This is a genomic window from Streptomyces sp. NPDC049040, from assembly GCF_043197715.1.
In the GTDB taxonomy this organism is placed as follows: Bacteria; Actinomycetota; Actinomycetes; order Streptomycetales; family Streptomycetaceae; genus Actinacidiphila.
This window is the reverse complement of the sequence record NZ_JBICTO010000018.1, coordinates 1-19,367: the sequence shown is the minus strand read 5'-3', so window position 1 is coordinate 19,367 and position 19,367 is coordinate 1. Positions and strand designations below refer to the sequence as shown.

At 71.2% G+C, this 19,367-nt stretch carries 18 protein-coding genes and 1 tRNA gene; 12 read left to right on the top strand and 7 right to left on the bottom strand.

Going from position 1 to position 19,367, the window contains the following annotated elements; genetic code table 11:
- Positions 1 to 112: 112 nt before the first annotated feature.
- The 7 genes from ACGFMP_RS30620 to metE all read left to right on the top strand — a co-directional run bounded on the left by ACGFMP_RS30620 (position 113) and on the right by metE (position 7,966).
- The gene (locus ACGFMP_RS30620; RefSeq protein WP_393676435.1) at positions 113 to 1,336 is read left to right on the top strand and encodes a thiolase family protein; all 1,224 of its coding nucleotides are present in this window, start codon (positions 113 to 115) and stop codon (positions 1,334 to 1,336) included.
- A gap of 109 nt (positions 1,337 to 1,445) precedes the next feature.
- Positions 1,446 to 2,432, top strand: a complete 987-nt coding sequence (paaA, locus tag ACGFMP_RS30615) for a 1,2-phenylacetyl-CoA epoxidase subunit PaaA (RefSeq protein ID WP_393676433.1) — start codon at positions 1,446 to 1,448, stop codon at positions 2,430 to 2,432.
- Positions 2,429 to 2,731 carry a 1,2-phenylacetyl-CoA epoxidase subunit PaaB gene (gene paaB, locus ACGFMP_RS30610; protein ID WP_393676431.1) on the top strand — a complete coding sequence of 101 codons (303 nt, stop codon included), beginning with the start codon at positions 2,429 to 2,431 and terminating at the stop codon, positions 2,729 to 2,731. The genes paaA and paaB overlap by 4 nt, the downstream gene beginning before the upstream one ends.
- 12 nt (positions 2,732 to 2,743) lie before the next feature.
- Positions 2,744 to 3,619, top strand: coding sequence for a 1,2-phenylacetyl-CoA epoxidase subunit PaaC (gene paaC / locus ACGFMP_RS30605; RefSeq protein WP_393676429.1), 876 nt, complete (start codon positions 2,744 to 2,746; stop codon positions 3,617 to 3,619).
- Entirely contained in the window at positions 3,613 to 4,122 is a 510-nt protein-coding gene (paaD, locus tag ACGFMP_RS30600) for a 1,2-phenylacetyl-CoA epoxidase subunit PaaD (RefSeq protein ID WP_393676427.1), read from the top strand. The genes paaC and paaD overlap by 7 nt, the downstream gene beginning before the upstream one ends.
- A complete protein-coding gene (paaE, locus tag ACGFMP_RS30595) occupies positions 4,122 to 5,228 on the top strand; it encodes a 1,2-phenylacetyl-CoA epoxidase subunit PaaE (RefSeq protein WP_393676425.1) in 1,107 nt (368 codons plus the stop codon). Before paaD ends, paaE begins: the two co-directional genes overlap by 1 nt.
- Before the next feature lie 398 nt (positions 5,229 to 5,626).
- Positions 5,627 to 7,966 (top strand): 5-methyltetrahydropteroyltriglutamate--homocysteine S-methyltransferase, encoded by a 2,340-nt coding sequence (gene metE, locus ACGFMP_RS30590; protein ID WP_393676423.1) that lies wholly within the window; start codon positions 5,627 to 5,629, stop codon positions 7,964 to 7,966.
- 35 nt (positions 7,967 to 8,001) lie between these two features.
- Here the strand turns inward: metE and ACGFMP_RS30585 are convergent, their stop codons facing one another.
- Complete coding sequence (locus ACGFMP_RS30585) at positions 8,002 to 8,322, bottom strand: winged helix-turn-helix transcriptional regulator (RefSeq protein ID WP_393676550.1); 321 nt, start codon at positions 8,320 to 8,322, stop codon at positions 8,002 to 8,004.
- A gap of 168 nt (positions 8,323 to 8,490) precedes the next feature.
- On the opposite strand from ACGFMP_RS30585, the gene ACGFMP_RS30580 reads away from it, so the two are divergent.
- Positions 8,491 to 9,963, top strand: a complete 1,473-nt coding sequence (locus ACGFMP_RS30580) for an MFS transporter (RefSeq protein ID WP_393676421.1) — start codon at positions 8,491 to 8,493, stop codon at positions 9,961 to 9,963.
- Between the two features lie 196 nt (positions 9,964 to 10,159).
- On the opposite strand, the gene ACGFMP_RS30575 is transcribed toward ACGFMP_RS30580, so the two are convergent.
- Positions 10,160 to 11,284, bottom strand: coding sequence for an ABC transporter ATP-binding protein (locus ACGFMP_RS30575; RefSeq protein ID WP_393676419.1), 1,125 nt, complete (start codon positions 11,282 to 11,284; stop codon positions 10,160 to 10,162).
- Positions 11,285 to 11,488: 204 nt separating this feature from the next.
- On the opposite strand from ACGFMP_RS30575, the gene ACGFMP_RS30570 reads away from it, so the two are divergent.
- The 3 genes from ACGFMP_RS30570 (at position 11,489) to ACGFMP_RS30560 (ending at position 13,110) form a co-directional block, all read left to right on the top strand.
- Positions 11,489 to 11,562 (top strand) — tRNA-Thr (locus ACGFMP_RS30570).
- A gap of 974 nt (positions 11,563 to 12,536) precedes the next feature.
- Entirely contained in the window at positions 12,537 to 12,734 is a 198-nt protein-coding gene (locus ACGFMP_RS30565) for a hypothetical protein (RefSeq protein ID WP_393676418.1), read from the top strand.
- A gap of 58 nt (positions 12,735 to 12,792) precedes the next feature.
- Positions 12,793 to 13,110 carry a hypothetical protein gene (locus tag ACGFMP_RS30560; protein ID WP_393676417.1) on the top strand — a complete coding sequence of 106 codons (318 nt, stop codon included), beginning with the start codon at positions 12,793 to 12,795 and terminating at the stop codon, positions 13,108 to 13,110.
- Positions 13,111 to 13,169: 59 nt separating this feature from the next.
- On the opposite strand, the gene ACGFMP_RS30555 is transcribed toward ACGFMP_RS30560, so the two are convergent.
- Positions 13,170 to 13,979 carry an ATP-binding protein gene (locus tag ACGFMP_RS30555; RefSeq protein ID WP_393676415.1) on the bottom strand — a complete coding sequence of 270 codons (810 nt, stop codon included), beginning with the start codon at positions 13,977 to 13,979 and terminating at the stop codon, positions 13,170 to 13,172.
- Positions 13,980 to 14,321: 342 nt separating this feature from the next.
- Positions 14,322 to 15,038 carry a GntR family transcriptional regulator gene (locus tag ACGFMP_RS30550; RefSeq protein WP_393676414.1) on the bottom strand — a complete coding sequence of 239 codons (717 nt, stop codon included), beginning with the start codon at positions 15,036 to 15,038 and terminating at the stop codon, positions 14,322 to 14,324.
- A 57-nt stretch (positions 15,039 to 15,095) separates the two neighbouring features.
- On the opposite strand from ACGFMP_RS30550, the gene ACGFMP_RS30545 reads away from it, so the two are divergent.
- Entirely contained in the window at positions 15,096 to 15,905 is an 810-nt protein-coding gene (locus ACGFMP_RS30545; RefSeq protein WP_393676412.1) for a class I SAM-dependent methyltransferase, read from the top strand.
- A gap of 156 nt (positions 15,906 to 16,061) precedes the next feature.
- Here ACGFMP_RS30545 and ACGFMP_RS30540 read toward each other — a convergent pair whose 3' ends face one another.
- The 3 genes from ACGFMP_RS30540 to ACGFMP_RS30530 form a co-directional block, all read right to left on the bottom strand.
- Positions 16,062 to 16,412, bottom strand: coding sequence for a helix-turn-helix domain-containing protein (locus ACGFMP_RS30540; protein WP_393676411.1), 351 nt, complete (start codon positions 16,410 to 16,412; stop codon positions 16,062 to 16,064).
- A gap of 2 nt (positions 16,413 to 16,414) precedes the next feature.
- On the bottom strand, positions 16,415 to 16,777 hold the full coding sequence (locus ACGFMP_RS30535) for a type II toxin-antitoxin system RelE/ParE family toxin (protein WP_393676409.1): 363 nt from the start codon (positions 16,775 to 16,777) through the stop codon (positions 16,415 to 16,417).
- Positions 16,778 to 17,735: 958 nt separating this feature from the next.
- On the bottom strand, positions 17,736 to 19,367 hold a 1,632-nt coding region (locus tag ACGFMP_RS30530), incomplete at its 5' end, for a M1 family metallopeptidase (protein WP_393676407.1).

The window sequence follows — 19,367 nt, the reverse complement described above, 5'->3', positions numbered from 1 at the left end:
GCTGCCTGTCAAGGGGTGGAACGCATGCCCCGCACGCGCCCGCGGAACGGCCGCCCCGGCCTGTCCGCCACGCGTCCCACCGCCGCGCAGGCAGCCGTGTCCGAGGAGAGCCATGCCTGACGACGTCTACCTGATCGACGGTGCGCGCACCCCGCAGGGGCGGTACGGCGGCGCGCTGGCCACGGTGAGGGCCGACGACCTGGCCGCCCTGGTGGTGGGCGAGGCCGTCCGCCGCGGCGGCATCCCGGCCGAAGCGGTGGACGAGGTGATCCTCGGTGCGGCCAACCAGGCGGGCGAGGACAACCGCGACGTCGCCCGGATGGCGGTGCTGCTCGCGGGACTGCCGCACACGGTGCCCGGCTACACCGTCAACCGGCTGTGCGCCTCAGGACTGACCGCGGTCGCGGCCGCGGCCCAGGCGATCCGCGCGGGCGAGGCCGACCTGGTGGTGGCGGGGGGCGTGGAGTCCATGACCCGGGCGCCCTGGGTCATGGCCAAGCCGGGCACCCCCTGGGCCAAGCCGGGGGAGGTGCACGACACCGCACTCGGCTGGCGCTTCACCAACCCGCGCTTCGCCGCCGCCGACCGGGCGGCCGCGGCCGGCGCCGGTCCCGGCGCGCCGCGGACGACGCTGTCGATGGGGGAGACCGCCGAGGAGGTCGCCGCACTCGACGGCATCACCCGGCAGGACAGCGACGCCTTCGCGCTGCGCAGCCACCGGCGTGCGGTGGCCGCCCAGGAAGCCGGGCACTTCGACCGGGAGATCGTGCCCGTCCCGGTGGGTGAGGGCACCGTCGACCGGGACGAGGGGCCGCGGCCTGCCACCTCGGCGGACAAGCTCGCCCGGCTGCGCACGGTCTTCAGGGACGGCGGTGTCGTCACGGCCGGCTCCTCCTCGCCGCTGTCCGACGGCGCCGCCGCCCTGGTCGTGGCGAGCGCGCGGGCGGTCGAGCGCCACGGGCTGGCGCCGCGGGCCCGTATCGTCACCGCCGCCTCGGCCGGGGTGCAGCCGCACCTAATGGGCCTCGGCCCGGTGCCGGCCACCGAGAAGGTGCTCGGCCGGGCCGGGTGGCGCAGCGCCGACCTGGACGCGGTCGAGCTGAACGAGGCCTTCGCCGCCCAGGCGCTGGCGGTGATCGGGCGACTCGGCCTGGACCAGGAACGGGTCAACGCCGACGGCGGCGCGATCGCGCTGGGCCATCCGCTGGGCTGCTCGGGGGCACGCATCCTGCTCACCCTGCTGGGCCGGCTGGAGCGCGAGGGCGGCAGCCGCGGGCTGGCCACCCTGTGCGTGGGCGTGGGCCAGGGCGTGGCGATGCTCGTGGAACGGGTGTGAAGGGGGGCGCCGCACAGGACGCACCCGCGCGCCGGGGCTTGCCCCGGCGCCGAAACATCCGCACACTTGATACCGAACGAACGGTCGGTAGGGATGAGGGGACATCGCCATGCCACTCGAAGGCTCGCCTGACGGCGACCGCGCGGAGCCGGGTCTGCAGGAAGGGTTCGACGCCGCCATCGCCCGGGACCAGCGCATCGAGCCGCGTGACTGGATGCCCGACGGCTACCGCAGGACGCTGATCCGGCAGATCGCGCAGCACGCCCACTCCGAGATCATCGGCATGCAGCCGGAGGGCGAGTGGATCACCCGCGCCCCCTCGCTGCGCCGCAAGGCCATCCTGTTCGCCAAGGTGCAGGACGAGGCCGGCCACGGGCTGTATCTCTACTCGGCCGCCGAGACCCTGGGCGCCGACCGCTCCGACCTGACGCTGCGGCTGGTCGAGGGCCGCCAGAAGTATTCGTCGATCTTCAACTACCCGACGCCCACCTTCGCCGACGTCGGGGTGATCGGCTGGTTCGTGGACGGCGCGGCGATCTGCAACCAGGTGCCGCTGTGCCGCAGCTCCTACGGGCCCTACGCACGGGCGATGGTGCGGGTGTGCAAGGAGGAGTCCTTCCACCAGCGGCAGGGATACGAGCTGCTGATGACGATGATGCGCGGCACGGCCGCCCAGCGCGAGGCGGTGCAGGACGCCGTCGACCGCTGGTGGTGGCCCTCACTGATGATGTTCGGCCCCCCGGACGGCGACTCGCCCAACTCCGCCGCGTCGATGGCCTGGAAGATCAAGCGGCACACCAACGACGAGCTGCGCAGCCGCTTCGTCGACATGACCGTCCCGCAGGCCGACAAGCTCGGCGTCACCCTCCCCGACCCGGAGCTGCGGTGGAATGCCGAGCGCGGCAGCCACGACTTCGGCACCCCCGACTGGTCCGAGCTCCAGCGGGTCATCGGCGGCGACGGCCCCTGCAACGCCGAGCGCGTCGCACGGCGCCGGGCGGCCCACGAGGAAGGCGCCTGGGTCCGCGAGGCCGCCACCGCCCACGCGGCCAAGCGGGCGGCCAGGGCACGGCAGCAGGAAGGAGCCGCGTCATGAGCGGCAAGGAGACCGCCAGGGAGGACTGGCCGCTCTACGAGGTGTTCGTCCGCGGCAAGCGCGGCCTCAACCACGTGCACGTCGGCTCGCTGCACGCCGCCGACGACACCATGGCCCTGACCCACGCGCGCGACCTGTACACGCGGCGCAACGAGGGCGTGTCCATCTGGGTGGTGCGGTCGACCCACATCGCCGCCTCGACCCGGGACGAGAAGGACCCCTTCTTCAAGCCCAGCGCCGACAAGGTCTACCGCCATCCGACCTTCTACGACATCCCCGACGATGTCCCGCACATCTAGGAGCCGGCCGCAATGAGCGACGCCACCGACACGAGCGACGCCGCCGACGACCACGTCTACCTGTCCCTCGCCGAGCAGCACGACAGCGACGGGGAGGCCCGCTGGGCCTTCGGCACCGGCTTCGAGGACCCGCTGCACGGCGTCGACACCGAGGTGCCCGCGGGCGTGGACACCGCTGAGCTGGCCGCGCTGTGCCTGGCACTGGCCGACGACGCCCTGGTCGGTGCGCAGCGGCTCGCGCAATGGTGCACCCGCGCCCCGGAACTGGAGGAGGAGGTCGCGCTCGCCAACATCGGGCTCGACCTGCTCGGCCAGGCCCGGCTGCTCTACGCGCGCTGCGGCCAGGTCGACGGCACCGGCCGAGGCGAGGACGCCTACGCGTACTCCCGCGACGCGGGCGACTTCCGCAGCACGCGGCTCGCGGAGCTGCCCGACAGCGACTTCGCGTCCTGCGTGGTACGGCTGCTGGTGCTGTCCACCTGGCGGCTCGCCCTCTTCACCCGGCTTGCCTCGGCTCCTGACCCCGTCCTGGCGGCGGTGGCGGCCAAGGGCGTGCCCGAACTCGCCTACCACCGCCAGTACGCGGCCGACTGGGCGGTGCGGCTGGGCGACGGCACCGAGGAGTCGAACCGGCGGATGCGTGCCGCGCTGGAAGCCGTGGCTCCTTTCCTTGCCGAACTCCTCGACGGCCGCCCGGAGATCGCGGCGGCCGACACCGAGGCCGTACGGCAGGAGACGCTGGAGGTCCTCGACCGGGTGCTGTCGGCCGCAGGGCTCGGGCTGCCGCCCGCACCGCCCGGACCGTCCGGCCCGCACACCGACCACCTGACCCCGCTGCTGGCGGAACTGCAGAGCGTGGCCCGCGCCTTCCCGGGGGCGACATGGTGACCGACATCGCCCGGCGGGCCCGGCAGGTCGCCGCGCAGGTACCCGACCCCGAACTGCCCATGCTGACACTCGCCGACCTCGGGGTGCTCAGGGATGTGACGACGACCGAGGACGGCACGGTGGTGGCCAGCCTCACCCCCACCTACTCCGGGTGCCCCGCGATGGCCGAGATGCGGGCCGACGTGGCCGCCAGGCTGCGTGCCGCCGGGTTCGGCAAGGTGGAGATCCGCACGGTGCTCGACCCGCCGTGGTCCACCGACCTGATCACCGAGCGGGGGCGGCGCAGGCTCCGCGAGTACGGCATCGCGCCACCGGGACCCGCCCCCCGCCGTACGGCTGGACCGGTGCCGCTGGTGCTCGGCGCACCCCGGCGTGCGGTGGACTGCCCGCGGTGCGGATCGGCCGACACCGAGGAGACCTCCCGGTTCTCCGCCACCGCCTGCAAGGCGCTGTGGCGCTGCCGCGCCTGCCTCGAACCCTTCGAGCACGTCAAGGAGTTGTGATGGCCCCGACCTCCACCGCCGCCGTCGGAACCGCACGGCCGCGCCGCCGGCCGGCCTTCCACTCGCTGCGGGTGGCCGAGGTGCGCCCGCTGTGCGAGGACGCCGCGACCGTCGCCTTCGACATCCCCGAGGAACTGGCCGCCCGCTTCGCGCACCGCCCGGGGCAGTCGCTGACGCTGCGGCGCACCGTCGACGGGCGCGACGAGCGGCGCTCGTACTCGATCTGCTCACCGGCGGGGTCGCCGCCGCGGATCGGCGTCCGCGTGGTGCCCGGCGGGCTGTTCTCCGACTGGCTGGTGCACGAGGTGCGCCCCGGCGACACCGTCGAGGTGATGCCGCCGACCGGGGCCTTCACCCCCGACCTGCACACGCCCGGCCACCATGTGCTCATCGCCGCCGGGTCCGGGATCACCCCGATGATGTCCATCGCGGAATCCGTCCTTGCTGCCGACGAGCGCTCGCGGGTCACCCTCTTCTACGGCAACCGGCGCACCGGGACGGTGATGTTCGCCGACGAACTGGCCGACCTGAAGGACGCCCATCCGGCCCGCTTCCAGATCGGGCACGTGCTCTCCCGTGAGCCGCGCGAGGCCGAACTGCTCTCCGGGCGGCTCGACGCGGACCGGCTCGCGGCACTGATCGCCGCACTGGTGCACGTCCCCGGCGCCGACCACTGGTGGCTCTGCGGACCGCACGGCATGGTCACCGACGCGCAGCGGGTGCTGGCCGGCCTCGGGGTGCCGGACGACCGCGTCCACCAGGAGCTGTTCTTCGCCGACGCCGAGCCGATCACCCCGCTGCGGCACCCGGACGAGGTCGCGCGGGGACCGGTCAGCCAGGTCACCGTCACCCTCGACGGCCGCACCTCCACCGCCGCCCTGCCGACCGGCTCGACGATCCTCGACGGCGCCCAGCGCACCCGCCCCGACCTGCCCTTCGCGTGCAAGGGCGGCGTCTGCGGCACCTGCAGGGCCAAGGTCACGCAGGGCACGGCCGACATGCGCCGCAACTTCGCCCTCGAACCCGCCGAGGTCGCCGCCGGTTACGTGCTGACCTGCCAGTCCTTCCCCGCCTCCGACACCCTCACCGTCGATTACGACGAGTAGCCGCGGCGGTTCGCATGCGCCGGCGCGCCCGGCGGTCCGCGGTGCCGCCCGTGCGGCCGGTGCGGGCCGCCGGCGTCGTAGGCTGGCGGGAGCAGCCGGTTCTCCCCGTCCGCCGGGCGGGACACCGCACGAGGGACTCCGGTGGGCATCCGGGGCGGCCCGGGAGCGGTCGGCGGGAAGGAGCGCCGCCGCACCCGAAGGGTCCGGGAGGCGCCGGCTGATCGGCGGACGTCCCGCCCCGGGACGCGGGCGGGCGGCACAGGCCCGGTCCGCCCGCGGACGAGGCTCGTGCGCGCAGTACCGGCCGCCCCGAGGGCGGGTCGGCCCGCGCACCCGGCCGCGGCCTTTCGCCGCTCGCCCCGCCGGACCCGCAGGCATCTGCTCGCGAAGGAGGCTCCGTGACTCCGAAGACCGCACCACCGGCCCCGCACGCACCCGCGCGGGAGGCCGGGGCCACCGTCCACGGCTGGCCCCGGCAGGGCCCCGACCGGGAACTGAAAAGGGCCGTCGAGGGCTACTGGAAGGGCCGGGTCACCGCCGGTGAGCTGCACGACACCGCCGCGCGGCTGCGGCGGTCGGCCTGGCGGCAGCTCGCCGACGCGGGCCTCGGCGAGGTCCCGACCGGCGACTTCTCCTACTACGACCACGTGCTGGACACCAGTGTCATGGTCGGCGCCGTCCCCACCAGGCACCGGGCGGCCGTCGCGGAGGACGCCCTGGACGGCTACTTCGCGATGGCCCGCGGCACCCAGGACGCACCGCCGCTGGAGATGACCAAGTGGTTCGACACCAACTACCACTACCTGGTGCCCGAGCTGGGACCTGACACCGGGTTCGCGGCCGACCCCGCCAAGCAGGTCGCGGAGTTCACCGAGGCCCGCGCACTGGGGCTCGTCGCGCGCCCGGTACTGGTGGGCCCGGTGACCTACCTGCTGCTGGCCAAGCCCGCCCCGGGCGTCGCCCCCGGCTTCCGACCGCTGACCCTGCTCGACCGGCTGCTGCCGGTGTACGCGCGGCTGCTCGCGGACCTGCGGGCGGCGGGCGCCGAATGGGTGCAGCTGGACGAACCCGCGCTGGTCCAGGACCGCACCCCGGCGGAGCTCGACGCCGTCGCCCGCGCCTACCAGAGCCTCGGTATGCCCACCGACCGGCCGAAACTGCTGGTCGCCTCCTACTTCGGGCGGCTCGGCGAGGCCCTGCCGGTCCTGGCAGGGGCACCCGTCGAGGGCCTGGCCATGGACTTCACCGGTCCGGGTGCCGCCAACCTCGGCGACCTCGCGGCGGCGGGCGGCCTGCCCGGCCGGCGGCTGGTCGCCGGCGTCGTGGACGGCCGCAACGTGTGGATCAACGACCTCGCCGGGTCGCTGACCGTGCTTGACACCCTGCTCGGCCTGGCCGGCCGGGTCGACGTCGCCACGTCATGCTCCCTGCTGCACGTGCCACTGGACGCCGCCGCGGAGCGGGGGGTCGACCCGCAGATCGCGCGCTGGCTGGCCTTCGCCCGCCAGAAGACCGCCGAGGTCGTCACCCTGGCCCGCGGACTGGCCGGCGGCCGCGCGGCCATCGACGGTGAACTGGCCGCCAACCAGGCCGACCTCGCCGCCCGCGCCACCTCCTCCCGCACCCGCGACCCGGCCGTCCGCGCCAGGGCGGAACAGGCCGCGGCCACCGGCAGCCACCGCTCCCGGCCGTACGGGCAGCGCGCCGGCGCCCAGCGTGAACGGCTGGCGCTGCCGCCGCTGCCGACCACCACCATCGGCTCCTTCCCGCAGACCGACGAGCTGCGGTCGGCACGGGCCGACCTGCGGGCCGGCCGTCTCGACGCCGCCGGCTACCGGGAGCGGATGGCGGCCGCGGTCCGCGAGGTCATCGTCTTCCAGGAGGAGGCCGGCCTCGACGTCCTGGTGCACGGCGAGCCCGAGCGCAACGACATGGTCCAGTTCTTCGCCGAACAGCTCACCGGCTATCTCGCCACCCGGCACGGCTGGGTCCAGTCCTACGGGACCCGCTACGTCCGCCCGCCGATCCTGGTCGGCGACATCTCCCGCCCGGGACCCATGACGGTGGAGTGGACCCGCTACGCCCAGTCGCTGACCGACCGTCCGGTCAAGGGCATGCTGACCGGTCCGGTCACCATGCTGGCCTGGTCCTTCGTGCGCGACGACCAGCCGCGGGCGCAGACCGCCCGCCAGGTCGCGCTGGCGTTGCGCGACGAGGTCGCCGACCTCGAAGCCGCCGGCACCGCGGTCATCCAGGTCGACGAGCCTGCGCTCCGCGAGACGCTGCCGCTGCGGGCCGCCGACCAGGACGGCTACCTGGCGTGGGCGACCGAGGCCTTCCGGCTGGCGACCTCGGGGGTGCGGCCCGACACCCAGATCCACACCCACATGTGCTACGCCGAGTTCGGCGACATCGTGCAGGCCATCGAGGACCTGGACGCCGACGTCATCAGCCTGGAGGCCGCCCGCTCCCACATGCGGGTCGCGGCCGAACTGTCCGCGGCCGGATACCCGCGCGAGGTGGGGCCCGGCGTCTACGACATCCACTCGCCGCGGGTGCCCGACGTGGCGGAGGAGGTCGCCCTGCTGCGGGAGGGTCTCGCCGCCGTGCCCGCCGACCGGCTGTGGGTCAACCCCGACTGCGGCCTCAAGACCCGCGGATGGCCCGAGGTGACGGCGTCGCTGGCCGCCATGGTCACCGCGGCCCGCACGCTGCGGGCCGAGCTGGCCACCGGCTGACTTCGCCGGGACCGCGGCTGTGCGCCCAGGGCCGGTCAGGGCATCGGCTGGCCGCGGTCGTCGTAGTCGGTACGCGACGCGGCCACCTCGTGCAGATGGGCGTGCGACCACTCGACCAGGTGCTGGAAGAGCGGTGCCAGGCTCAGGCCCAGCTCGCTGATCTCGTACTCCACCCGCGGCGGCACCTCGGGGTGGTAGGTGCGTACGACCAGGCCGTCGCGCTCCATCTGCCGCAGCCGCTGGGTCAGCACCTTCGGGGTGATGGTGCCGATCCGGCGTTCGAGTTCCACGAAGCGCTGCCTGCCGAACTCGTTGAGCACCCACAGGATCGGCGTCGTCCAGCGGCTGAAGACCATGTCGACCACCGGGCCGATCGGGCAGGGTTCCGCATGCACCTTCGCAGCCTTGGGTGCCGGCGCAGGCCTGGCGGGGAGTGCGGACCTCGTGGCCATGGCGGGCGCCTCCGGATCAGGTAGTCACTATCCTCTAGGTACCTACTATATTCACGTTGCTAGCTTCGCGCCATGACTCCCACCGCCGTCTTCCGGCGCAGCCGCGCGTCCCGTGCCCCGGTCACCGAACGACCGGGCCTGATCCTGGCCTTCCTCTGCGTGGTGCAGTCGATGGTCTACCTCGACGTCACCATCGTGAACGTGGCCCTCCCGTCGATCCAGCACAGCCTGGACATGGCCGACGGCGACCTCCAGTTCGTCGTCACCGCCTACGGCACCGTGCTGGGCGGCTTCCTGCTGCTGGGCGGCCGGCTTGCAGACATCCTCGGACGGCGCAGGCTGCTGCGCACCGGCCTGGCACTCTTCGGCGCCGCCTCGCTGGTCGCCGGCATCTCCCGGGACCCCGGGGTCCTGATCACCGCCCGGGCCGTACAAGGCCTCGGTGCCGCACTGACGGCGCCCGCCGCCCTGTCCACCCTGACCACCACCTTCACCGAGGGCGCGGCCCGCAACAAGGCGCTCGGCATCTGGGGCGCCCTCGGCGGCGTCGCCTCCGTCCTCGGGGTGCTCTTCGGCGGGCTGCTCACCCAGGGGCCCGGCTGGCGCTGGGTGTTCTTCATCAACGTGCCCATCGCGCTCGCCGCCGCCGTCGCCGCGCCCCGCGTGCTGCCCGAGAGCCGGGTGCCCGGCACGCGGCGCCGCTTCGACACGGCGGGAGCGGTGAGCCTCACCGCGGGTCTGCTGCTCCTCATCCACACCCTCGACCGGGCGGTCACCGCCGGCTGGACCTCGGCCGGGACCGTCGGCGGGCTCGCCGGGGCCGCGGTACTGCTCGGCGCGTTCGTCGCGGTCGAACTGCGCGTCGAGGCGCCGCTGCTGCCGCTGCGGATCCTCCGGCTGCCCGCCCTGCGCGCCGCCAACATCAGCACCGCGCTGATGCTCGGCGCGATGGGGACGCTCTTCTTCTTCGCCAGCCTCTTCATGCAGCAGGTGCTGGACTACGACGCCCTCGAGACCGGCCTCGCGTACGTCCCGCTGGCCCTCGCGGTCGTGGTCGGCGCAGGCCTCGCCGCCGGCCTGGTCACGAAGCTGCCGCCCCGACCGGTGCTCGTCGCGGGGCTGTCCCTCAGCGTGGCGGGACTGCTGCTGCTGGCCCGCCTCCCGGTCCACGCGTCGTACGCCGTGGACGTGCTGCCGCCCTTCCTCGCGGTCGGCACCGGACTCGGCATGTCCTTCGTCCCGCTCCAGATCGCGGCGGCGCTCGGCGTGCCGGAAGAGGACTCCGGCATCGCCGCGGGCCTGATCAACACCAGCCAGGAGGCGGGCGGTGCGGTGGGCCTGGCGGTCGTCTCGACAGTGGCGTTCACCCGGGTCGCCCACAAGATGTCCTCCGCGGACCACCCCGCCGTGCGGGCCGCCAAGGCGAGCGGCTTCCACACCGCCTTCGTCATCGGCGCCTGCTTCGCGCTGGCCGCGCTGCTGGTGGCCGCGGTACTGCTGCCGCGCATGCGGCAGGCCGGACCGTCCCTCCCAGAGCCGCGGTAGCGGGGGGGGGGGGGGGGGGGGGGGGGGGGGGGGGGCGGCCGGCGGGGGGGGGGGGGGGGGGGGGGGGGGGGGGCCGGGGGGGGGGGGGGGGGGGGGCCCCCGCCGGCGGGGGGGGGGCCGGGGCCCCCCCCCCCCCCCCCCGGCCGTATCAGTGCTCGGAATCAGCGCTCGGACCCTCGGATCCGCGAAGCCCCGGTCAGTCGCTGAGGCGCTCGCCGGAGGAGGTGGCGAAGACGTGGGTCTCGCCGCCGCGGGGCACCACGTGCAGCACGGAGCCCTTCTCCGGGATCGCGCGGCCGCCGACGCGGATGACCACGTCCTTGTCCTCGTCGCCGACCTTCGCCGTGCCGTAGACGTAACCGTCCGCGCCCAGCTCCTCGACCACGTTGACGGTCACGGCCAGGCCCGCCGGGGCGTCCTTGGACAGCGACTTGGCGTCGCTCTCGCCGTTGACGATGTCGAAGTGCTCCGGGCGCACACCGACGGTGACCGTGCGGTCACCCTTGTCGGCCGCCGCCTGCACCGCGTCACGCTCGACGTTGACCAGCGCGTTGCCGAACTTCACGCCGCCGTCGACGATCGGGACCTCGATGAGGTTCATCGCGGGGGAGCCGATGAAGCCGGCCACGAACAGGTTGGCGGGCTTGTCGTACATGTTGCGCGGGCTGTCGACCTGCTGGAGCAGACCGTCCTTGAGCACCGCCACGCGGTCGCCCATCGTCATGGCCTCGACCTGGTCGTGGGTGACGTAGACGGTGGTGACGCCGAGGCGGCGCTGCAGGCTGGCGATCTGCGTACGGGTCTGCACACGCAGCTTCGCGTCGAGGTTCGACAGCGGCTCGTCCATGAGGAAGACCTGCGGCTCACGGACGATCGCGCGGCCCATCGCGACACGCTGGCGCTGACCACCGGAGAGCGCCTTCGGCTTACGCGCCAGGTAGTCGGTGAGGTCCAGGATCTTCGCGGCTTCCTCGACCCGCTTGCGGATCTCGGCCTTGTTGACGCCGGCGATCTTGAGCGCGAAGCCCATGTTGTCGGCGACCGTCATGTGCGGGTACAGCGCGTAGTTCTGGAACACCATCGCGATGTCCCGGTCCTTCGGGGGCAGGTGCGTGACGTCCCGCTCACCGATCCGGATCGCTCCGGCGTTGACGTCCTCGAGCCCCGCGAGCATCCGGAGCGAGGTCGACTTGCCGCAACCCGAGGGCCCGACCAGCACCAGGAACTCGCCGTCCCCGACCTCGATCTCCAGGCCGTCCACCGCGGGCTTGTCGCCACCGGGGTAGATCCGGGTCGCCTTGTCGAACGTGACTGTAGCCATGACTGTTACGCAGTCCCTTCACCGGCAGGAACGTGCCGGACGATCCGAGTAAAGGAAGCAGATGTCTTCGTACCGCTTCAGTGGTCCAGTCCGCATCCCACGGACTCCCGGTGACGCTACCTGCACGTTCCCCCGTTTGTCACCAGCCCCCCGCCCCCTTTTTCCCCACCCTCCCCCCGCCCCGCCCGCTACACTGCTTCCTGCGCCTCCTTAGCTCAGTTGGCCAGAGCGACGCTCTTGTAAAGCGTAGGTCGTCGGTTCGAACCCGACAGGGGGCTCTTTTTCTTGCCCGGTCAGGGCGCCTTCACCGGTCCCGGTCGGCGGGGCCGGGACGCCCGGCACACATTCAGCACACATCGCGCCGGTGACGAGCGCTGGCAGGTGAGGTCGAAGGACTCGACCTTTCTTGGCCTGCCTGCGCGGCAAGCGGGAGCAGATCCGGCGGTTCCAGCGAGGCGGAGCGGTCGAGCGGGACCTTCGATATCGACCGCCTCCACACACACCAGGGTGATCAGCGCCACGCAACCGGCGGTAGGCGAGGAGGATGCCGCCTGCCGTCAGGGCACGAGTCACTTCTCCCGGATCCTCTGCCGCCACCACGCTTCGGCATGCCACGGACTGATAGACGCGGCCATGGGGTCGGGCAGGGTGCGACGAAGGAACTCTGCATCCAACTTGGTCACGATCTTGCGGAGCTCTGCCCGGGCCGCGGGCGGCAGCCGCCGGAGCGCTTCGTCGAGTACGTCCCGTGCCTCTGTCGGATCGCAGCAGGGCGAGTCGTGCAAGGGCAGATAGAGATATCGGCCGGGCCGGCGGAGGAACCGCTCGTACTGGTGCAGGGCCTCGGCGACGGCACCACGCCAGAGATGCCTGACTTCGAGCCGATCGATGGCTGCCCGGGTTCGGTGAGGAACACCTGAAATCTGGCGGACGGGGGGACTGTCACTGCGGGCCGGCCATCGCTGAGCACGGACGGCGCCGGGCGGCTTACGCGCCATCGGCCTTTCGGGTCTGCGTCATGGTGCACATCATGCCAGGCCCCGGGCGCCGCGTCGGTGGTGAGGCAGGCACAACCCAGAGGTCGCCCTGCGCTGGCCGCGCCATCCTGTCCGTCTACTCGGATACGACCCTGGGTATCGCAATGCCACGCGGATGATCATCCGTCCGCTCTACCGTGGCGGCATGCCCGAGGAACCCACTGGCGCGAGCACGCCGTCACCCAATGGTGAAGGCGCGATCCGCGAGGGCCGCCGTGACAGCGAGCAGCGTTGTGGCGAAGGCCGCCATCGAGGCGCGGGCAGCCGTACGGAAGCCGGAGATCGAGGCCGAGACTGCCCGCATGGCGACCTGGGCGGAGACTGAGCGGACGCGGATCCGGGGAGGCGCCGAGATCGAACGCGAGCGCATTCGCGAGCAGAACCCCCCGACGGCCACCTGGCCGTCCTCGTAGCTCCACGATTGATGCATTGAGCCACATTGAGCCACTACACACGACCAAAGGGGACGCCGTGGCCTTCGTCCAGAACGTCAAGGGCTTCGTCAAGCAGGCCAAGAGGTCCCTCGCGGAGACCGCGGCGTCCGTGAAGGCGGCCAAGCTTCAGTCGATACGCGATGACGCGCAGAAGGCCGTAGACGATGGCCGTGTCGTCTTTGCCTACCGGATCGACGAGGGTTCGTTGAACAGGTCCGGCTCGCTCGGTTCCGTCGCCGAGCAGATCGAAGTCATCGAGAAAGTCGGATGGCAGCTCGACCAGTCGACGTTCACCCACGACAACGAGGGGAGCGCGTCGGCCTTCCTCATCTTCCGCCGGCCTGCGACGCCCTGAAGTGGTCAGAATCTCGGGCTCCCTGTTCCGGCCCCCAGGGGCGAGCCAGAACAGCTCGCTCACTGCTGGTGGCGTGCGGCCCAGTCGTCGCGGGCGGCGATGAGAGCGGGGCCGACCTTGTGGTCGAGCAGGTCGGCGTGTGCGCGGAGCTTGGTGGCGATGTCGGCGAGGCCGTCCGGGTCGAGGCCGAGGATCCAGCGCCCGACGCTGACCTGGAGGTTGACCACGGGTACGCGCAGGCGGGGGTCTGGGGCGTAGGGGTTGCAGTCGATGCTGCCCTCGAAGACGGAGTCCTCCTCGACGCCGTCCCAGAGGTCCGGAGCGGTGAGGGGCAGCATCGGTCCTTCGAAGAAGTTCCGGTGGTTGACCTGGGCCAGCCGCTGCGTCAGTTCTCCGGCCAGTACGCCGATTTCGGTCGGATCGTCCTCGGCCCATGCGGGCAGATACCCGGTCGTGATGGCACCGTCGGTGGTGGTGATCGCCCACGTCCCCGGCGTACTCCACGGCGGCGGCTGCTCCCGCCGCGCGGGCCGGATGCTGGAGGCGACCTCGAACCAGACGACCTTCCCGGCCGGATCGTGGAAGCTGCCCCAGTCGGCGGCGAGCGCGTCCACGAGCACCAGTCCCCGCCCGTCCTCGGCGTCCGGCGAACTGCTGCGCGGTTTCGGGCGTACGGGACTGGAGTCGGTGACCTCGACCCGCACCCGGACTCCGGTCCACCGGACTTTCACAGAACACGCTGCCTGGGTGTGGCGGATGGCGTTGGCGATCACCTCGCCGGACAGCAGTTGCAGGTCTTCGAGCTGTTCCTCCACCAACGGCACCCGCCATTCCCTGACGATCCGCGCGACCTCGCGCCGGGCAGTCACGACACCTGCCTCCTCCGGTTCCACCGGGAACCCGGGTGAGGTGACGCGCCGCCACGCCCCTTTGGCCGATGCCGTCAGGCCAACGCGTGGCGGCGCCAACTGCGGAGATCTACGACTGGACACCCCAACCCCACCCCTTCACCAACACATCGCGGAACACGGCACCTCGCGGATACCGAGGTGACCAACCGTCATCCATAGATTGGACCGGTGGACCAGTCCAGTCAAGTCCTGCTGGTGACGTGCCCAATGCCCGGGGCGAAGGGTCAGCTCAGCGTGTACGCCCGTGCGTCGGTGGAGGGAGCAAGGTGGCAGCGATCCGTGAGCTCAACGGTCGGTCAGTCACATCGGATAGGTGTCCGTCTGCTCCCACAGCGACCCCGGTGTGACGCCTTCCTCGCACGCCAAGGGGCGGCCTTCCTGGTCGTAGGCAATATGGAGCACGACGGCCACTGCCGCCGGAGTGTCGAGGCGCAGGTGACGTGCCTCCTCCTCCGTGACCAGGCGAGCAGTCGTCACGTCCACGCCCTCGGCAGGAGTGCGCTCGGTCTGCCGGGTGATGTACCTCGTGGTCCCCTCGGCGATCGGCGCACGTTGTGCCAGGCGCGGTGCCTTGTCGACCACGTCCGGCGGGAACCATGCCTCGACATAGCTGTGCGGGGTGCCGTCCGGGAGTTGCATCAGCCGGGCGCGACGCAGGGCATGCGTGCCGTCGGGCAGGCCCAGCGCGGTGGCGATGTGAGCGGGCGGGATGGTGCGCTCAGGGTCGCCGATCCGCGTGAACGGCATACCTCCGGTCACCCGTGCGGTGCCTGACTTCCTGTTGCCGGCGGGCCGCCCGATCGCCGTCTCGGTCACGACGAAGCCGGCGCCCTGCCGTGCCTCGACCACGCCGTCATTGCGGAGCACATCCATCGCCTTGACCACGGTGGCCCGCGCCACCTGCCACTGTTCGGCGAGGTCCCGGCCCGAGGGAAGCGTCGCTCCGGGCGGAAACTCACCGCTGGCCATCCGGATGCGCAGCGACTCTGCGATCTCTTCGTACTTCAGTAGTGCCATGGCTCCTCGTGGGGTCGTGGGCTGGACTGGTCCACCGGTGCAGAGGATACTGCCGAGATGTCGTCCCCCGAGTTGGCGCCCGAGGTCACCACCTTCTACACCCACGTCTTCGATGAAGGCAGTCGACTGACCTCTTCCGCTGATGGGCGGCTGGAACTGCTGCGCACGCAGGAGCTGTTGCGCCGCTTCCTGCCGAAGGCGCCCGCCGGCGTGCTCGATGTCGGCGGCGGTACGGGCGTGCACGCGCGCTGGCTGGTCCAGGACGGCTACGACGTGGACCTCGTCGATCCCGTCGCCCGCCATGTCGAGCAGGCACGCCACGTATGTGCGGCCTCTGTCGGGGACGCCCGCAGTCTGGATGCCGAGGACGGGTCGTACGACGTGGTGACGCTGCTCGGCCCGCTGTACCACCTACCCGACCGTGACGAACGGCTCCAGGCCCTCCGCGAGGCGGTCCGGGTCGCCCGCCCCGGCGGACTCGTCGCGGCGGCGGCCATCAACCGCTACGCCTCCGTCTTCGAACACACCGCGCTGGCCCACCTCCACACCGAGCGCCTGCGGGAGTCGATCGAGGAAACCCTCGCCACCTCCACCTACGACGGCCGACGCGGCTTCACCGTCGCCTACTTCCACCGCGCGGAAGAACTGGCCGCCGAACTGCGCTCTGCGGGACTGCGCGACGTCCAGGTCTTCGGCGTCGAAGGCCCGACCTGGTCGCTCCTCAAAGCCGTCGAACAGGCCACCGGCGCCCCGCCCAGCGAGGAACTCTTCGAGTCCGCCCTGACCGCCGCCCGCCTCGCCGAGCCTTACCCCGAACTACTCGCGGCCAGCTCCCACCTCCTTGCCATCGGCCACGTAGACGACTGACCAGATCGGCGCCCCGGCGCTCCCCGAGGGCCATTGCAGCCCCCGCGCGGGTGCCCGCAGGCCGACCGTTGACCGCCTGTCGCGTCAGGACTCCGTTTAGGGGGTTGCCCCGTTCGGCACAGCGCCCGCCCTTGCTGTGTTCTGGAACTCCGTCACCTACGCCGCAGCGCTGTTTCTGTCGCCGCTGGCCGGCATGCGAACCGTGTGGTCGCCGAAGTCGGCCACGAGGTCGAGACGTCCGCCGAGCGCTTCGACGTAGCGCGCGATGACGTCGAGCGAGGCGACCTCGCCGTGTTCGATCTGGGAGACGCGGGCGATGCTCACGCCCATCCGGGCGGCCACATCCTTCTGCGCCATGGAGCACTGCTTGCGCGTCTCGGCGAGTTGGTGCCCACGGGCTTCGGCCAGCAGGCGTCGAGCACCGGCTTCGACTTCGGCGGGATCGACACCCGCTGCGTACAACTGGGCTTCGAGGGTCTCCCAGTCCTGTGGGGTCTTTCTGGGCATCGTCACTCCTCGGTGTCTCGGGTGTAGTCGAGGTAGAGCTGCTCGGCGATGGGGATGTTGTCCCGGTACCAGCGCTCCCAGTTCCCTGCTTTGTCGCCGCCCAGCAACAGGAGGGCCGAGCGCGTCGGGTCGAACGCGAAAATGATCCGGAGCTCAGAACGTCCGCTCGATCCCGGCCGGAGTTCTTTGAGGTGGTGCAAGTCCGCTCCCTTCAGCCGGTCGACGAGAGGGCGTCCCAGTGTCGGCCCGGCCTCGCGTAAGGCCGCGACCGCCTGGGCCACTAGCGAAGCGGAGTCCAGGTCTTCCTTGATCAGGGTCCCGAACCAGACGGCGTACTCATCGGTGACTTTGACGGCCCAGGCCAAGGTGGCTCCTCAATGATGACTGGTCTCAGTTTAAGGCATGCCTTAAATTAATGTCATCGCGTCGACGTCCCTGGATCGCAATCAGTGCTGCCAGCCCTGCCCTCCAGCAGCACGGATTAGGTACACATCGGCCTGGAAGACGATCCGAACTGGCGGCAACCAGTGAGTGGAGTTTCGGCTGGTCAGCGGGTTTCGGGTCGCATCATCGCAGGTCAGCCGCCCGCCCCGAGGGATCTTGTAAAGCGTAGGTCGTCGGTTCGAACCCGACAGGGGGCTCCGCCGAAACCCTGAGTCAGGCTTCTGACCTGGGGTTTCTTGCTGATGTCGGTTGCGTAGAGGGACAGATCTGGCGGCGTGAACCTGTGCGTGTAGTGCGTTGGTCAGTACTCTCCGGCTCTGCGGCATTTCACCCCGCCATGGGGTGCAAGCTGTGGGTTTGTCGCGGGCGGTCGATCTGGGAGCGTGGAGGCCGCTGGGTGGGTGCGCGAGGGGAGCGCATCGAGACAGAGAGAGGGCGGCGAGTCCCTTCTCCTGGGGGGCGGGGCAGGGTCGCGAGGCGTTCGTGCCGACGGGGATTTGGGGGAGGCGATGCAGTGCTCGGCCGCGGCCGTCGGCGAGCTGGATTCCGAGCCGCGGGGTGGGGCGGGGCACTGTCCGTTGTTCGAATCCGACAGGGCTCGGTCCCTCGCGACGGCGTCCAGGTTCCGTCGGCAGACGGGGTCTTGCTGGCAGGGGGAGTGCTGGGGGCCGCGATCCTCAGCGGCGGAGGCCGATTTCGTCAGACGAACCGCAAGGCGTGGTACCAGCCCCCCTGCGGCGCCCAGACCGAGCAATCACGCCGGTCTGAGCGCGAATCCCGACGGACACCGCCAGCGCCAAGAACCGTTGAGGATGCGGTACGGGCGCCGGCTGGTCTGGTCCGGCCGGAGTCTCCAGACGCCAGAGACCTCACCTTCCGTCAGGAAACGGCGGATCCGGGAGTACCGGACCAGTCCGGGTGCCCGACCGCGGGAGGTGTCGTCCTGCCGTAGATCCAGTTGTTGACGTAGTCCGTGACGTCGCGCCCCGACACTTGGTTGGCGACATCGATGTAATCCTGAGTGGTCGCGGCCTTGTTCCGGAATTTCTTGAAGAAAGTGCCCTCAATTTTCTGGAAGGTGGCATCGCCCACCATGTGGTCCAGGCCGTCGAGGAGTACGACGCCTGCGGCATTGGTCCCGCCCAGCACGTTCAGCGGGTCGTTGAGATCCCCTGGAGGCCCGTCCAGCGGGCGGGCATCCTGGTCGTAGGTATAGGCGCGGCGCACATTGTCCTCGAAGCTCCCGGATCCGGTGTATCCCCGGTCCGCGGAATAGCGGAACGTGTAGTAGCTGGCATGGCCCTCACTCAGCCACATGTCGTTCCAGGTCTTCACGGAAACAGCGTCACCGAAGTACTGGTGGACCAGTTCGTGCACCATGGTGCTGTCGTTGTCGTCCCCTTCGGTGAGGCCCACGCTCGACGTGAACGTGGAGAGGGTGGCGGATTCCATCGCGGCGGGGTAGGACTCCACTCCCAGGACACCGTAGGTTTCGAAGGGGAAGGGAGCTCCGATCTTCTTCTCCACCCAGTCCAGCTGGGACGCGATGCGGCCCAACTGGGCCTGTGCATTGGCGAAGTCCTTGGTGTCGACGAAACTGCGGATCGGCAGACCGTGCGGCCCTGTCCCCTCTGCCGTCATGAAGTGGCCGACGGCCGCTTGGACGGTGTCCGTGGGGATCGGGTCCCTGGTGCTGTACACGTAGGTCGTGCGGTCGCCGCGGGTGGTGCGGGACTTCAGGGTTCCTCCGGCAACTGCCTGCAGAGCCTTCGGGGTGGTGATGCGGAAGGTCACCCTGGCCTTGTCGCTCGGGTGGTCGTTCATAGGGAAGAAGAGGTGGGATCGGTCCGGCTGGCCGAAGAGGGCGAAACCGTCGGGGAAGTTGTTCCAGTGATCCGCGTGGATGTCCTCCTGGCCGGGAAGGACCGCCGGCGAAGGGGGATTGGCCGACCGGTCGGCGACAAAGGCGATGTCGATCCTGAAGGCCTGTCCCTTCCTCAGCCAATGCGCCGGCGCAATGAGGAGCTTCTCATCGGCTGTCCGGAACCGGGCGGGCTTGCCCTGGACGGAGACCGACGTGATCTGCTGGCCGACTGAGTCCAGGCTGAGGTCGGACAGATTCTGCGTTGCCGTGGCCATGATTTCCACGGACGATTCCATGGTGGTTTGGCCGGCCCGGTAGTCGTACTGCACGTCGTACGTCCCGACGTCGTAGCCACCGTTCCCCAGGTAGCCGAAAAGGCTGTCCCCTGCGGTTGCCGCGCCGGGTGCGGGCGTCTTGTCACCACCCCTGGCGGGCGCGTGGTCATTGCTGCTCGATGATGATTCGGCCCATGCGGTGGGCTGCTGGAGCAGGGCGGTCACGCAGATCCCCGACACCGCCAGAGCTGCGGCCAGCGTCGTCACGGACAGCTTTGGGTTGCGTCCTTGGAAGTGGTGTAGCGGGTTGGACCTGATCCGGGGGTTTGTCCCGGTGTCCGGGTTGGTGCCCGCATAGAGAGACGGCCACCG

What these genes read in the sequence shown, in the direction of transcription:
- ACGFMP_RS30620 (WP_393676435.1), top strand. Translation starts at nt 113, where the DNA reads ATGCCTGACGACGTCTACCTGATCGACGGTGCGCGCACCCCGCAGGGG.
- paaA (WP_393676433.1), top strand. Translation starts at nt 1,446, where the DNA reads ATGCCACTCGAAGGCTCGCCTGACGGCGACCGCGCGGAGCCGGGTCTG.
- paaB (WP_393676431.1), top strand. Translation starts at nt 2,429, where the DNA reads ATGAGCGGCAAGGAGACCGCCAGGGAGGACTGGCCGCTCTACGAGGTG.
- paaC (WP_393676429.1), top strand. Translation starts at nt 2,744, where the DNA reads ATGAGCGACGCCACCGACACGAGCGACGCCGCCGACGACCACGTCTAC.
- paaD (WP_393676427.1), top strand. Translation starts at nt 3,613, where the DNA reads ATGGTGACCGACATCGCCCGGCGGGCCCGGCAGGTCGCCGCGCAGGTA.
- paaE (WP_393676425.1), top strand. Translation starts at nt 4,122, where the DNA reads ATGGCCCCGACCTCCACCGCCGCCGTCGGAACCGCACGGCCGCGCCGC.
- ACGFMP_RS30585 (WP_393676550.1), bottom strand. Translation starts at nt 8,322, where the DNA reads ATGGTCTTCAGCCGCTGGACGACGCCGATCCTGTGGGTGCTCAACGAG.
- ACGFMP_RS30580 (WP_393676421.1), top strand. Translation starts at nt 8,491, where the DNA reads ATGACTCCCACCGCCGTCTTCCGGCGCAGCCGCGCGTCCCGTGCCCCG.
- ACGFMP_RS30575 (WP_393676419.1), bottom strand. Translation starts at nt 11,284, where the DNA reads ATGGCTACAGTCACGTTCGACAAGGCGACCCGGATCTACCCCGGTGGC.
- ACGFMP_RS30550 (WP_393676414.1), bottom strand. Translation starts at nt 15,038, where the DNA reads ATGGCACTACTGAAGTACGAAGAGATCGCAGAGTCGCTGCGCATCCGG.
- ACGFMP_RS30545 (WP_393676412.1), top strand. Translation starts at nt 15,096, where the DNA reads ATGTCGTCCCCCGAGTTGGCGCCCGAGGTCACCACCTTCTACACCCAC.
- ACGFMP_RS30540 (WP_393676411.1), bottom strand. Translation starts at nt 16,412, where the DNA reads ATGCCCAGAAAGACCCCACAGGACTGGGAGACCCTCGAAGCCCAGTTG.